Below are 13,152 nucleotides of genomic sequence, written 5' to 3'. Positions count from 1 at the left end.
CGCGTATTCGCTTCTTCGCGTATTCAGTGAAGCAGGCGGGCCACCCTTCGGTACACCACTTCGGTCATTCCTCGCCAACCGGACGCCGTGCGCAGAGCCAGTGCCCCCGCGTGCGTCCGGTACGGCTGCACGAGATGAACACCGGACCCACCGGACCCACCGAAAACACCGAGAACACCACGCCGACCGCCCAGAACCGCGCGGCGGCGCAGCAGGCCGGGGCCGCCGCGCGCGTGCGCCGTCACCTCCCGGCTCGTGCCGTCGCGAAAGCACACGGTCAGGCGCAGGTCCCAGGTGCCCGCGCCCAGCTCCGACAGGTCCACCGGAGTCTGTGCCGACCAGCTGTCGCCGTAGCGGTCGGCCAGCAGGGGCGCCGTGCCGCGCAGGCCCACCCGGCCGTCCTCCCGGTGGGTGAACTCCACGTCCACCGAGGTGGGGCCCGCCTCCGCCATCCGCCCGTACAGCTCGTGCAGGCGCAGCCGCAGCCGGGTGCCCCGCGCGCGGGGCCGCAGTTCCGCGTCGACGGCGGCCGGCAGGAGGTGGGCCGGGCGGTCCAGGAAGTTCTCCAGGGTGACCTGGGGAAGGTCGGAGGACCAGACGGGGGTGCCGTCGGAGGCGCGGGCGTAGGGCGGGAGCAGCCGTGCGGGGCGGGCGGCCAGCTCCCTGAGGCGGGGCAGGTCGCGCGGGGCGGGGGAGGAGAGGATCACGCGGGCGACGAGGCGGCCGGGGGCGGTCGGATTGACGGTGAAGTCGGTCGCGTCGAAGGTCGACAGGTACGCGCGCGTGAGGTCCCACCAGGCGCGCCGGTATTCGGGAGTGCGCAGTTCCAGTTCGCGGGTGTACATCCGCAGCTCGTGGTCGAGGAACTTGGAGTGTGCGGCCCGCGCGAGGTGCTTCTCGCCGGCGCCCAGGAGGATCTCGTACGCCGCTTGGTTCGCCTCGGTCCGTGCGCGCCAGTTGCCGATGCCGGCGCGGTCGAGCGAGATGGACAGGCGTTCGGCGGTGCGCCGGACGTGCCAGATGTACACGGTGTCGGGGATCAGCGCGACGCGCGGCGCGGCGGCCAGCACGCGCGCGGTGAACACGAAGTCCTCGTACGGGAAGCGGCCTTCGGGGAAGCGGATGCCGTGCTCGCGCAGGAAGTCGGTGCGGTACAGCTTGTTGACGCAGAGGGTGTCGTGCGCGAGACGGAGGCGGCGCGAGGGGTGGGGTATCAGGGCGGGCCGCGCGTAGAGCGCGGGCTCCCAGGGGATCTCGCGGCCCGAGGGCAGTTCGCGGCGCACGCACAGCCCGGCCGCGACCTCGACGCCGTGTTCCTCGGCGGCGCCGAGGAGCGCGTCCACCGCGCCGGGCGGCAGCACGTCGTCGCTGTCCAGGAACATCACGTACCGGGCCGCGGCCGCGTCGATGCCGTCGTTGCGGGGACTGCCGCAGCCGCCGCTGTTGGCCGGGCGGTGGATCACCGTCAGGCGCGGCTCTCCGGCGGCGAGTGCGTCGAGGAGGGCCGCGCTGCCGTCCGTCGAGCGGTCGTCCACGGCGATCACCTCGCGCACGGCCGGGCCCTGGGCGAGCGCCGAGCGCACGGCGTCCGCCACATGGGCGGCGTCGTCGTACCCGATGACGACGATGCTGACCTGCGCATGGTGAGGGTTCATAGGATCCACGGGGCGGATCGTAGGTATTTCGGGTAATTCTCCGTTAAGAGTTGCTCACTGTCTTGTTCGGAGTGCGGCGGGAATCCGGTGTGGGCTCCGCGCGGGCCGGTCCGGCCTGGTGCGGTGCGGGGCGGTCGTGGGCAGGCCCGACCGCCACAGCCGTACGAACGACACGATCGCCGCCGCCGCCAGCAGGCCGTTGCGTACGAGCATCAGCACGCAGCCCGTCCAGGTGCTGTGCACGACCTCGCCGTACAGCCCCGGGTACACGGCCGAGCTGACCGCGGTCGCCGCCACGATCAGCGCGGCGACCGGGCGTTGTGTGGTGTGCCGCGAGGTCAGGCAGACGGCGGCGAGGCCCAGCAGCCACACCATGTACTGGGGGCTGATCACCCGGCTCGTCACGGTGAACAGCAGGACGGCGGTGAGCGCCGCGTCGTACGGGGTGGCCGCCGTCCAGCGCCGTGCCCGCACCCGCCACAGCAGCAGGAGCCCGAACGCGGCGACCGTCAGGGCGAGTGAGCAGGCCGCGACCGAGCTGACGTACGGTCCGACGAACTCCATCGCGCCGTACTGGTAGCGGACCCTGCCCGGCCATCCGGCGCGGTGCGCGAAGCCCAGTACGGTGCCGCCGAGGGACTCGATCTGCACGCCCCGGCCGCTCTGCTGGCGCAGGAAGTCGAACGAGCCGCTGAAGACCGTCGCGAGGACGGCGAGCAGCGCGGCCGCGGTGATGGCCGCCGAGGTCCGGACCTCCCGGGTGGTGCGGCCCCGGGGTGTGCCGATCAGCGCCAGCGCGGGCCACACCTTCACCAGGGCCCCCATCGCGGCGAACGCGCCGCACGCGCGCGTGGAGCGCGAAAGCGTCAGCAGGGAGATGACGGCGAAGGCGGTGACCTGCACGTCGTACCGGGCGAGCGGGATGTGCAGCAGGAGAGGCAGGCCCAGGACCCACAGGCGGGCGCCGCGCAGACTGCTGCCGGGCCGCCGTCCCGCGCGCGTGAGGGCGACGGCGATCACCGCGTCGGCGACGAGCGTGAGCGTCACGAACGCGGTGAAGTACGTCAGCGACGGCAGCAGCGCGGGCGCCAGCAGCACCGGGCCGGCGCCCGGCGGGTACTGCCACAGCCGGTCGCCCACCGGGAACGCGCCCTCGGACAGGACGCCGTACCAGCGGAAGTACAGATGGCCGACCTCGCGGGACACCCCGCCGCCGCCCAGCGGGGCGAGGTGGTCGTGGGCGAGAAGCCACAGCATCAGGGCGCGGCTGGCGAGCCAGGCGACGGCGAGGGTAAGCGGGCGGTGGTTCCTGAGGACGCTCATCAAGCCCGGATCGTAAGCCGCATGGATGGGTCATACCGTCCGATACGCCGTCAATACCGATCAAAGGTTGTTTAATAGCAAAAAATCGTGCCCATGGTGCATGCGTGGGTGAGGCGGTCGGCGGCAGGGCGTCCGGAGGCGGTGGCCGTTCTCCTGCCCGTGCTCGTCATGCTGGCGATCGGGCTCTGGGGGCTCGACCGCGGCGGCATGTGGCGCGACGAGGCGGTGACCTTCCAGGTCGCGCGGCGCTCGGTGCCCCAGATCTGGCATCTGCTGCACTCCGTGGACGCCGTGCACGGCCTCTACTACCTCCTCATGCACCCCGTCCTCGCCCCGTATCCCGGCGAGGTCGCCCTGCGCCTGCCCTCCGTCTGCGGAGCCGCCGCGACCGCCGGGTTCGTGGCAGCCCTCGGGGTCCGCCTGTGCCGCCCGCGCGTCGGCCTGTGGGCGGGACTGCTGTACGCCGTCACGCCCATGACCGGCCACTTCGCCCAGGAGGGCCGCTCCTACGCGCTCGTCGCGGCCGGCGCGGCGGGAGCGACCCTGCTGCTGGTGCGGGCCGCACGGTCGACCCGGCCGGGACCCTGGTGCGCGTACGGAGCGACGGTCGCCGTCACCTGTCTGCTGCACGAGATGGCCCTGCTCCTGCTCCTCGCCCACGCGACGACACTGGCGCTCGCACGGGTACCGGCGCGGGTGTGGCGGGCCTGGATCGCCGCCGCCGTGGCCGTGGCCCTGGTGCTGGCGCCCCTGGTCCTGGTCTCCCGGGGTCAGTCCGCACAGGTCGCCTGGCTGCAACGGCCCGGCCTCGGCAGCGTGCGGCGCCTGCTCGGGCTGTTCACCGGCCCGGCCCGGCTCGTGATCGTGCCGTACCTGGTCCTGGCCGCCCTCGCGGACGGCCCGGCGCGGACCCGGCGTGGCGCGCTCTCGCTCCCGGCCGTCGCCCTGCCCCTGGTGGCCGTGCCGCCGGCGGTGCTGCTGGCGGTGTCGCGCTGGTCGCCGCTCTACGACGAGCGATATGTGCTGTACGCCCTCGCCGGGGCCCCGCTGCTCGCGGCCGCCGGAGCCGACCGCCTGGTGACGAGGCTGGCGCGGCCGCTGCCCCACGTGGTGCTCACCGGCGTCCTCGCCGTGACCCTCGTCTTCGCCGTCCAGCTCCCGCTGCTGCGCCGGGACCGCGTCCCCGACCGCCGCCCCGACAACCTGGCGGCCGTCTCCGCCCTGGCCCACCGGGAAGTGCGCCCCGGCGAACCGGTGCTGTTCCTGCCGTCGCTCGCGCGGCGCGCGGCGCTGGCGTACCCGCAGGGCTTCCGCGGCGTCCGCGACGTCGCCCTGAGCGTCCCGGCGCCCGCCTCCGGAACGCTGTACGGCCGGGAGGCGAACCCCGGCGAACTGCGCCGGAGGCTGGACCGGCTCGACCATGTGTGGCTGGTCGCCGAGCCCTTCGCGACGGCCCGGGCCTGGTACCCGGGCAACCCGACCGAGCGCGTCAAGCTGGCCGTGGTCGACGAGGAGTTCGTGCCCCGGGAGCAGGTCGTACGCAGGGGTGTGACGCTGCGCCTCTATGTGCGCAGGCCTACATACATCCCGGGGAATCCGACAGCGCAGCCTCGTCCAGCGCGGCCGTCAGCCGGTCGAGCCGGGCCCGGAGCTCTCGGATCTCCTCCAGGTCCGCGCCGGTAGCGGCCGCGATCCGGCGCGGTACGGAAAGCGCGCGCTCCCGGAGCGCGGCCCCCTCCGCGGTGAGCCGCACCGTCACGGACCGCTCGTCCCGCGCGCTGCGCTCCCGCAGGACGAGCCCCGCCGCCTCAAGCCGCTTCAGCAGCGGCGACAGCGTTCCCGAGTCGAGCCGCAGATGCTCGCCGACCTTCTTGACGGGCAGTTCGCCGTGCTCCCACAGCACCAGCATCACCAGGTACTGCGGGTAGGTGAGTCCGAGGTCCTTGAGGAGGACCCGGTAGACGCCGCCGAAGGCGCGCGAGGCGGCGTTCAGCGAGAAGCAGATCTGCTCGTCGAGGCGGAGGAAGTCCCCGTCGGGCGGGGCCTGGGGGCTCGGGGCGGGTGTTGCGGTCATGCCCCCAGGATAGCTCTTGCAGGCAATTAAGTTGTGCACAACTTAATTGTGTGCTCTAATTCTGGTCGTGGGGCGCCGGACCGGCAGCCCCCGCCAGGATTTCGACTTGAGAGGGATGGTCCCCATGGACGCGCTCTACACCGCTGTCGCCACCGCCACCCACGGCCGCGAGGGCCGCGCCGTCAGCTCCGACGGCACGCTCGACCTCCAGCTGGGCATCCCGGTGGAGATGGGCGGCAGTGGCCAGGGCACCAACCCCGAGCAGCTCTTCGCCGCCGGCTACGCCGCCTGTTTCGCGAGCGCCCTCGGCCTGGTCGGCCGTGCCGCGAAGGTCGACGTCACCCAGGCCGCCGTGACCGGCGAGGTCGGCATCGGCAAGCAGGGCGAGGGCTTCGGCCTGGCCGTCACGCTCCGCGTCGAGCTGCCCGACACCGTGGACGAGGCCACCGGCCGCAAGCTGGTCGAGCAGGCCCACCAGGTCTGCCCCTACTCCAACGCCACCCGCGGCAACATCCCCGTCGAGCTCGTCATCGAGTAGGGCGGACCCCGGAACCGGCTGCTCCCGCACCGGTCGTCGTGCCGGTGCCGGTGCGGGGGCCGGTACCGGCACGCTCGTCCATGACCGGGCCGGCCCCCGTGCCGACCCGGGCCAGCACCTCCCCGGTCTCCCGGCTCCACGCCACCACCGTCGCCTCCTCGGGCACCCGCCGCCAGCGCGTCAGCAGCAGCCAGCGGACGTGGTACCGGCGGGCGACGGCGGTGCGTTCGGCCCGGGTCGAGGCCGGGTCGAGATAGCCGCGGACCGCCGCGAGCCGCCGCAGCCGCTCGCCCTCGTCGAGGGCGGGGTCGGGCCAGGCGGGCGCCGCGAGGTCCGGGCCGTAGCCCGCGATCAGGTGGACGGAGTAGTACCCGTCCGTGATGACCGCCTCGCCGGGCCGGATGTGCCGCGCCGCCCAGTCGTAGGTGGGCCAGCGCGGCGGCTGGTCGAAGCCGACCGGGTCGAGCGAGCGCGGCACCACCGCCCCGGCCTGCACGGTGAGGAACCCGACCAGGGCGCAGGCGGCGGCGGTCCCGCCCAGCAGCCGCCGCCCCGGACCCCAAGGCCGCGGCGCCGCCAGCTCCACCCCGAGCGCGAACTGGAGCGGCACCAGCGTGAGCCCCAGGATCCTGCCGTACGTGTAGTGCCCGCTCACCCGGCCGTACGCCACCACCGCGCACTCCAGCGCGAACATCAGCACCAGGGGATCGCGCCACCCGTGCCCCCCGCGCCGCCGGGCGCGCCGGACCCGCAGCCACAGTGCGGGCACCCCGGTCAGCGCCAGCCAGAAGTGTCCGGGCATCCCGTCGTAGAGCCGCTCGTGCATGGCGTCCACACTGCGGTCCCCGGTCAGCCCGAAGACGTCGAAGTACGGCCAGCAGGACGCGACGAGGAGCGCCACCGCGCCGGTCAGCAGCCACCGGGCCGCCACGGCCGGCCGCCATCCGCGCTGCCCGCCCGCCACGAACGCCACCGCGCCGAGCACCGCCGCGATCGACGTGATCGGATGCACGAGCAGGATCAGTCCGTACAGGGCGCCGAGGGCCCCGTACCCCCACCAGCTCCTGAGGCCGCTCGGGCCCACGTACCGGACGGGGCCGCCGGTGCCCGCCGCGCGCGCGGCCGTGAACGCCCAGGCCCAGAAGGCCAGCCCGATGGCGAACGTCGAGGGATAGCCGAGGTTGCCGGTCATCGACATCAGCCCGAGGTAGCCGCTCCACCAGGCCCGCTCGGTGCCCCACAGCAGCACCATCGCGAACAGGCAGAGGACCGGCGCCCAGGGACGGGGTGTCAGCACCCGCACGAAGCGGCCGACGCCGGTCAGTAGCACCAGCAGGTTGACGGGGCCGGACAGCCGCACCACCACCCAGCCGCCGAGACCGGTCAGCCGGGCGAAGGCGCCCTGCGCCACCGCGTACGGCGAGTAGTACGGACTGCCCGCACCCGGCAGATCCGCCGTCGGGTGCAGTGGACGCAGCAGGTTCGCCCGCAGGCGCTCGACGACCGCCGCGTGCTGTCCCGCGTCGCAGCACAGCGGGATCCGCCAGTAGGCGAGCGTCATCACCAGCCAGAACAGGGCGCCGAAGAACTGGTACGGCGTCGGACGCCAGGCGCTCCCGCCGCGCAGCGCGGTCGCACCGCGGACGGCCCCGCGCCGTGCGAGGACTTCGGCGCTCATCGGGCGGTGGGGGAGACGGGCTCAGCGGTTTCCGGCATTTGCCGTATATGCCCGCCGTGATCAAGGACGTAGCCCAAGATCACCTCATCGAGCGACCTCGGTGTCCCTCCGCGACGGCCCGGGAACGGTGCCGCCGAGAGCCGCGCCCGGCCGGACGACCTCGTCGAGGAGCAGCGGAAGGCCCACCGCCGGCAGCAGCCACAGCAGCACGATCAGCCGGTCGCCCCAGATGTTGATGTCGGGGTGCCCGGCCTGGTTGAGCACTCCGGTGCCCGCCGCCGCCAGCAGGAACCCGGCGAAGGCGGGACGCCGCCGCAGCACCCCCCACCCGGCCGCCACCAGGGCCGTCAGGAACAGTGGCTCCCAGAACTGGCGGCGCACCCACTCCACCCAGAAGGCGACCTCCAGATGGAGGAACTCCGACCACGGCCGGGCGCGGTCGGGGCGCGCGAAATGCCCGGTGAGCAGGTCCTGAAGGCTCTCCGACTCGGACGGGTAGCGCAGCGCCTTCGCGAGCAGCACGGTGGCCAGCGCCCCACAGCCCGCCACCACCCCGAGCGTCCGCAGCGGCCCGTCCCACCGGCGCCGCCGCACCAGGAGCACCGCGCAGACACCGGCCAGGCACAGCCCGAGGAAGAGCGCCTGCGAGTGCTTCACGGTGAAGAGGACCGCCAGGGAGCCGCCGACCAGCCAGGTCCCGGCCCGCGCACGGCCCTCCAGCACCAGCGCGCAGCCCCACAACGCCGCCAGCGTCACGGTCAGCAGCAGGCCCTCGGTCATCGGGCGCATCGCCGTCGTCCCGCACGGCAGGACGAGGAAGAGCGCCTGCCCGGCCAGAGCCGCGCCGGTGGAGGCGCGCAGGGTGCGCAGCAGGAGGAAGACGAGGACGCCCCCGGCCACGGTGACGAACACGCTCGACGCCCACAGGCCCCACGTCACCCCCAGCACCGAGATGAACGGGACCAGCAGCACCGGATATCCCGGCCGCACCTCGAAGATCCGCATGAAGCGGGGCGGCATGAACGGCACGGTGTGTCCGGCCGTCTCCCCGGCCGCGAGCCGCGCGGACACTCCCCGCCACTGGTCGCGTCGGCACTCCGCCACGACCCGCCGCGTCGGACTCGCGCGGTGGAAGCGCACGACGTCGACGGCCTGGTTGCGCCGTGCGACGGACGCCCTTCCCGCGCAGGCGTAGTCGATCGTCCGAGCGGCGGCCTCGTGCTTGTTCTCGCCGCGCAGACTCAGCGCGTACGACAGGTAGTTCTTGGTGTCGGGTGTGTCCCGGCCGGTGACGTTGGCGAGCTGGAGGACGGCGAAGACGGCGGCGATCAGGATCACCCGGGCGCGAACGGAACGCGGTGTCCGCAGGGCCCGCGCCCGGGCCAGGAGGGGAGGCGCGGTCACGGGGGCGCTCACGGGGCCCTTCGCAGGCGTGTTCACGGGGCTGTTCACGGGGCCGTTCACGGAGCCGCTCATGAGGACGCGAGGACGTCGTGTCCCGCCTGAGCGGGGACCGGGACGACCGGGGCCGGCCCCTCGGCCTTCTCGCCGAGCATCAGCGTCCGCACCACCCGCTCGGCGGCCCGGCCGTCGTCGAACTCGCAGAACCGTGCCCGGAATCCGGCCCGCAGCCGCGCCGACTCGCCGTCCCGCCAGGACCCCGACGCGAACAGCCACGCCAACTCCCGCTGGGTGCCCGCCACATGGCCCGGCGCGTCGGCCGTGATGTCGAAGTAGGCGCCCCGGCTCGCCGCGTACGCGCCCCAGTCGTCGGCGAGCAGCACGATCGGCCGGTCCAGGTTGGCGTAGTCGAACATGAGGGCCGAGTAGTCGGTGACCAGGGCGTCGGAGGCGAGCATCAGATCCTCGACACACGGTTCGTCGGTCGCGTCGACCACGACACCGCGCCGGTGCAGCTCGGCCAGACCCATTCCGCGCGCCGGACCGTCCACGAGCGAGGGATGCAGCCGTACGACGAGGGTGTGGTCCCCGCCGAGATCGTCCGCGAACCGGGCCAGGTCGAGACGGTCGACATGGCCGCCGCGGACATAGTCGCGGCGCGTCGGCGCGTACAGCACCACCCGGTTCCCGGCCGGGACGCCGAGACGGGCACGGACCGCCGCCCCGGCCCCGTCCTCGGGGCGGGCCCGCACGAGGACGTCGTTGCGCGGACTGCCGGTGCGCAGCGAGGTGAAGTGGCAGGGGTAGGCGCGGTCCCAGACCAGCTCCGAGTGCCGGTTGGCGACCAGGCTGTAGTCCCAGCGGTCGGCGCGGCGCAGCATCTGCGGCACGTCGATTCCGTGCCGGGCGCCCGGCTTGTGCAGCAGGTCCGCGGCCATGAACTTCAGCGGAGTGCCCTGGTGGGTGTGGATGTGGACGGTGCCGGGGCGCTTGACCAGCGAGCCGGCCCAGTTGACGTTGTTCACGAAGTACGTGGCCCGCGCGGTGATCCGGCGGTAGCGCGGCGAGTCGAGCAGGACGTGCTCGGTCTCCGGCGGCAGCAGTGCCGCCTGCTCCTCGTCCCGCACCACCCACACCCCGCGCAGGTGCGGGGCGAGTTCCCGGGCCGCGGTGTACACCGCTGCGGGATCACCGAGGACCCCCCGGTGCGAGAACGCGGAGTACACCGCCAAGTGCGGGTCCAGCGGCCGGTGTTCGTGCACCGCGGACCAGCCGCGCCCGACCCGCGCGGCGGCCGCCCGGCGCACCTGCTGCCCGCGCCGGCCGAGCTCCCGGCCCGCTCGGCCCGCCTGCCGCCGCATCCGGTAGCGGGTGAAGCCGCCTTCCAGGACGCGCAGTTCGGAGGGAACGGGACCCCTCTTGTGCTTGCGGAAGAGCGCGGCCGTCAGCCGGAAGAACTCGGCCTTGTCCTCCTCCGGCAGCCGGTCCTTCTTGGACAGGATGTCGAGGCAGTGCTCGCCCATCTTGTGGTGCAGATACGGCCGCCAGCTCGACAGCTCCGGGCGGGAGCCGACGAACGCGAAGACCCGCTCGTACTGGTCGTGGATGTCGAAGTGCTTGCGGCTGGTGGTGGACAGGATGTTGCCCTGGCGGCGCTGGCGGTAGGCCAGACAGATCCGGTCCAGCGTCGCGATCCGCTCCGCGCTGAGCATCACCGGGAACGTCCAGGGGGTGTCCTCGTAGTACCCGGGCGGGAAGGCGAAGGCCTCCCGCTCCACGAACGCGCGGCGGTAGACCTTGTTCCACACCACCATCAGCAGGTCGAGGATCTCCGGGTGGTCGGCCGCCGAGAAGGTGCCGGCGCCGGCCTCCGCGAGCACCCGCGCGAGCACGTTCCTGCGGGTGCCGCCCCACCAGTAGGTGCGCGCGTAGTCGAAGACCAGCACATCCGGGTCGGCGGTCTCCTCCAGGCGGTCCGCGACGGCGCGCAGCGCGCCCGGCGTGAGCGTGTCGTCGCTGTCGAGGAAGAAGAGGTAGTCCCCGGTGGCGAGCGGCATTCCGGCGTTGCGGGCGCGTCCGAGCCCCACGTTCTCCGGCAGGTGCAGCACCCGGACCCGCGGGTCGCGGGCCGCGTAGCCGTCGAGGATCGCGCCGCAGCCGTCCGGGGAGCAGTCGTCGACGGCGATGACCTCGATGTCCGTGTACGACTGCTCCAGGACCGAGTCGAGACACTCGCGCAGAAAGCCCTGCACCTTGAAGACGGGGACGATGATGCTGAAGCGGGGCACGTCAGCTCCTTACGAGGGTGGACGCGGCGGGAGCCGGGACGCGTTCGGCGAGCGGCAGGACGGGCGGGATCGCCTCGGGGGGTTCGCCCAGCAGAACCCTGCGGACGACCCGCTCGGCGGCCCTGCCGTCGTCGAACTGGCAGAAACGCTCACGGAACCGGGCGCGCAGGGCCGTGGCGTCCCGGTCCGCGTAGGAGCCTTCGGTGAACACCTCGGCCAGCTCCCGAGGGGTGCGCGCCACCGGGCCCGGCGGCTCCTCCAGTACGTCGAAGTAGACGCCCCGCGTCTCCCGGTACACCTCCCAGTCGTCCGCGTACACGACGATCGGGCGGTCGAGGTTGGCGTAGTCGAACATGATCGACGAGTAGTCCGTGATCAGCGCGTCGGCGGCCAGACAGACGTCCTCGGAGGAACGGTGCCCGGTCACGTCGATGATCCGGCCGCCGCTCCGCCCGCGGCCCTCGTCGTAGAAGTAGTGGGCGCGCAGCAGGACGACGAACTCCTCGCCGATCTCCTCGCAGAAGGCCTCCAGATCGAGCCGGGCCTCGAAGCCGGTGCTGTAGTCGCGGTGCGTGGGCGCGTACAGCAGCGCCGTCTTGCCCTCGGGCACCCCGAGCCGTTCGCGGACCCGGACCACGTCCTCGGCGGTCGCCGTGCAGTAGACGTCGTTGCGCGGATAGCCGTACTCCAGCGCCTCGTAACCGCCCGGGAAGGCCCGCTCCCACATCTGGGTGGAGTGCCGGTTGGAGGAGAGGTTGTAGTCCCAGCGGTCCACCCTGGACAGCAACTTGGTGAAGCTGCCGCTCGCCGCGGCCACCACCGGATACGTCGACTGGTCTACGCCCATCTTCTTGAGCGGCGTGCCGTGCTGGGTCTGGACGTGCACACTGCCGGGGCGTTTGACCACCCCGTCCGCGAAGTTGGCGTTGTTGACGAGGTACTTGGCGCGGGCCAGCACCTCCCAGGCGCGCCGGCTGCCGATCACCGCGTGCTCGACGTCCTTCGGCACCGCGTCCACCGCGTCCGGCTCGACCAGGAACACCGAGCGGATGTGCGGGGCGAGTTCGCGGGCCTTGGCGTGGATCGCGGCCGGGTTGCAGGCGTAACCGCGGCCCCAGTACGCGCAGTACACCGCGAGGTTCTCGTCGAGAGGGCGGCGGAGCTGGGCGGCGTAGAGCGCGCGGGTGCGCAGCATCCTCGGCCGCGGCACCCGCCGGAGGACCCCGGTGGCGGCCCGGTTCGCGCCGCGCAGCGCACGGAACGCGCTGTAGGCGCCGGCGGCGAGCAGCCGGTGCTGCACGCCGAGACTGCCCGCCGGAACCCGGAACCCGGCCGGGCGGTGGCGCCGGTAGAGCTTGCCCGCCCGGCGGAAGAAGGCGCGGCGGCGGCGCGCGGGCACCCTGGCGGGGTGGGCCGCCGTCTTCAGGACCAGGGAGAAGAGCTGACCGAACAGCGCCTTCGACCGGGCCGCCGGCACGGTCCGTTCCGCCACCCGGACGAGGACCCGCTCGACCTGGTCGAGGAGTTCGACATGGTGCTCGCCCGGCGCGTTGAGCCGGCTGCCCTGGCGGCGCAGGTGATGCCGTACGCAGACCGTGCGCAGCAAGGCCGAGCGCTCGGCAGCCACCGTCACCAGGCCGCCCCAGCCCGCGTCCGTGAAATGCCCTTCGGGGAAGGCGAGTTCGTGTTCCGCCAGGAAGCCGCGGCGGTACGCGGCGCTCCACGCCGGGACGTGCACGCCGAGCACCTCCGGAGCCTTGTCCAGCGGAGGTGTGGTCGACTCGCCCTCCCACCAGTGCACCCGCTGATGCCCGAAGTAGAGGACGTCCACACCGGCCGGGATTCCCGCGTCCAGGGCGGCCAGCGCACCCGGCGCCAGGTCGTCGTCGCCGTCGAGGAAGAGCAGATACGCGCCGGTCGCCGCCGCGATCCCGGCGTTGCGCGCCGCGCTCAGCCCGCCCGACGGCGGCGAATGGACCGGGGCCACCCTGGGATCCCGCGCGGCGTACGCGGCGGCGACCGCCGCAGCCGGGGAGTCCGGCGCGTCGCAGACGGGGATCAGCTCGACGTCGCCGAAGGACTGGGTCAGGACCGAGTCCAGCGCGCGGGCCAGTCGCCCGGCGACTCCGAAGGTGGGCACGATGACGCTGAAGCGGGGCATTCTGTTCTTTCTCTCAAGGGGCGCCGAACGGGGG

The 13,152-nt window shown here is 73.3% G+C and carries 9 protein-coding genes; 2 read left to right on the top strand and 7 right to left on the bottom strand.

Features of this window, described 5'->3' with window-relative positions:
• Positions 1-23: 23 nt before the first annotated feature.
• Both ABZX90_RS39245 and ABZX90_RS39240 read right to left on the bottom strand, forming a co-directional pair.
• Positions 24-1,655 (bottom strand): glycosyltransferase family 2 protein, encoded by a 1,632-nt coding sequence (locus tag ABZX90_RS39245; protein WP_355213160.1) that lies wholly within the window; start codon positions 1,653-1,655, stop codon positions 24-26.
• Positions 1,656-1,709: 54 nt separating this feature from the next.
• Positions 1,710-2,978, bottom strand: coding sequence for a glycosyltransferase 87 family protein (locus tag ABZX90_RS39240; protein WP_355213124.1), 1,269 nt, complete (start codon positions 2,976-2,978; stop codon positions 1,710-1,712).
• Positions 2,979-3,071: 93 nt separating this feature from the next.
• Here ABZX90_RS39240 and ABZX90_RS39235 point away from each other — a divergent pair, with 93 nt between their 5' ends.
• The gene (locus tag ABZX90_RS39235; protein WP_355213158.1) at positions 3,072-4,661 is read left to right on the top strand and encodes a glycosyltransferase family 39 protein; all 1,590 of its coding nucleotides are present in this window, start codon (positions 3,072-3,074) and stop codon (positions 4,659-4,661) included.
• Here ABZX90_RS39235 and ABZX90_RS39230 read toward each other — a convergent pair.
• The gene (locus ABZX90_RS39230) at positions 4,555-5,052 is read right to left on the bottom strand and encodes a MarR family transcriptional regulator (RefSeq protein WP_355213122.1); all 498 of its coding nucleotides are present in this window, start codon (positions 5,050-5,052) and stop codon (positions 4,555-4,557) included. The genes ABZX90_RS39235 and ABZX90_RS39230 overlap by 107 nt on opposite strands.
• 124 nt (positions 5,053-5,176) lie before the next feature.
• Between ABZX90_RS39230 and ABZX90_RS39225 the strand changes: the two genes are divergently transcribed.
• Positions 5,177-5,590 carry an organic hydroperoxide resistance protein gene (locus ABZX90_RS39225; RefSeq protein ID WP_261709466.1) on the top strand — a complete coding sequence of 138 codons (414 nt, stop codon included), beginning with the start codon at positions 5,177-5,179 and terminating at the stop codon, positions 5,588-5,590.
• Here ABZX90_RS39225 and ABZX90_RS39220 read toward each other — a convergent pair.
• The 4 genes from ABZX90_RS39220 to ABZX90_RS39205 form a co-directional block, all read right to left on the bottom strand.
• Complete coding sequence (locus tag ABZX90_RS39220) at positions 5,580-7,268, bottom strand: hypothetical protein (RefSeq protein ID WP_355213120.1); 1,689 nt, start codon at positions 7,266-7,268, stop codon at positions 5,580-5,582. The two genes, ABZX90_RS39225 and ABZX90_RS39220, sit on opposite strands and share 11 nt — an antisense overlap.
• A gap of 84 nt (positions 7,269-7,352) precedes the next feature.
• On the bottom strand, positions 7,353-8,606 hold the full coding sequence (locus tag ABZX90_RS39215) for a hypothetical protein (protein WP_355213156.1): 1,254 nt from the start codon (positions 8,604-8,606) through the stop codon (positions 7,353-7,355).
• A 134-nt stretch (positions 8,607-8,740) separates the two neighbouring features.
• Positions 8,741-10,957, bottom strand: coding sequence for a CDP-glycerol glycerophosphotransferase family protein (locus ABZX90_RS39210; protein WP_355213118.1), 2,217 nt, complete (start codon positions 10,955-10,957; stop codon positions 8,741-8,743).
• A gap of 1 nt (position 10,958) precedes the next feature.
• Positions 10,959-13,118 (bottom strand): CDP-glycerol glycerophosphotransferase family protein, encoded by a 2,160-nt coding sequence (locus ABZX90_RS39205; protein ID WP_355213116.1) that lies wholly within the window; start codon positions 13,116-13,118, stop codon positions 10,959-10,961.
• Between the last annotated feature and the right edge of the window lie 34 nt (positions 13,119-13,152).

This window comes from Streptomyces sp. NPDC002935 (assembly GCF_040611295.1).
Taxonomy (GTDB): domain Bacteria; phylum Actinomycetota; class Actinomycetes; order Streptomycetales; family Streptomycetaceae; genus Streptomyces.
The sequence above is the reverse complement of the archived record's forward strand: the minus strand, read 5'-3'. Positions and strand labels throughout refer to the sequence as shown.

Bases quoted from the DNA above. Each gene is read 5' to 3' on its own strand.
- ABZX90_RS39225 (WP_261709466.1), top strand. From the start codon at position 5,177: ATGGACGCGCTCTACACCGCTGTCGCCACCGCCACCCACGGCCGCGAG.
- ABZX90_RS39205 (WP_355213116.1), bottom strand. From the start codon at position 13,118: ATGCCCCGCTTCAGCGTCATCGTGCCCACCTTCGGAGTCGCCGGGCGA.
- ABZX90_RS39240 (WP_355213124.1), bottom strand. From the start codon at position 2,978: ATGAGCGTCCTCAGGAACCACCGCCCGCTTACCCTCGCCGTCGCCTGG.
- ABZX90_RS39245 (WP_355213160.1), bottom strand. From the start codon at position 1,655: ATGAACCCTCACCATGCGCAGGTCAGCATCGTCGTCATCGGGTACGAC.
- ABZX90_RS39220 (WP_355213120.1), bottom strand. From the start codon at position 7,268: ATGAGCGCCGAAGTCCTCGCACGGCGCGGGGCCGTCCGCGGTGCGACC.
- ABZX90_RS39230 (WP_355213122.1), bottom strand. From the start codon at position 5,052: ATGACCGCAACACCCGCCCCGAGCCCCCAGGCCCCGCCCGACGGGGAC.
- ABZX90_RS39235 (WP_355213158.1), top strand. From the start codon at position 3,072: ATGGTGCATGCGTGGGTGAGGCGGTCGGCGGCAGGGCGTCCGGAGGCG.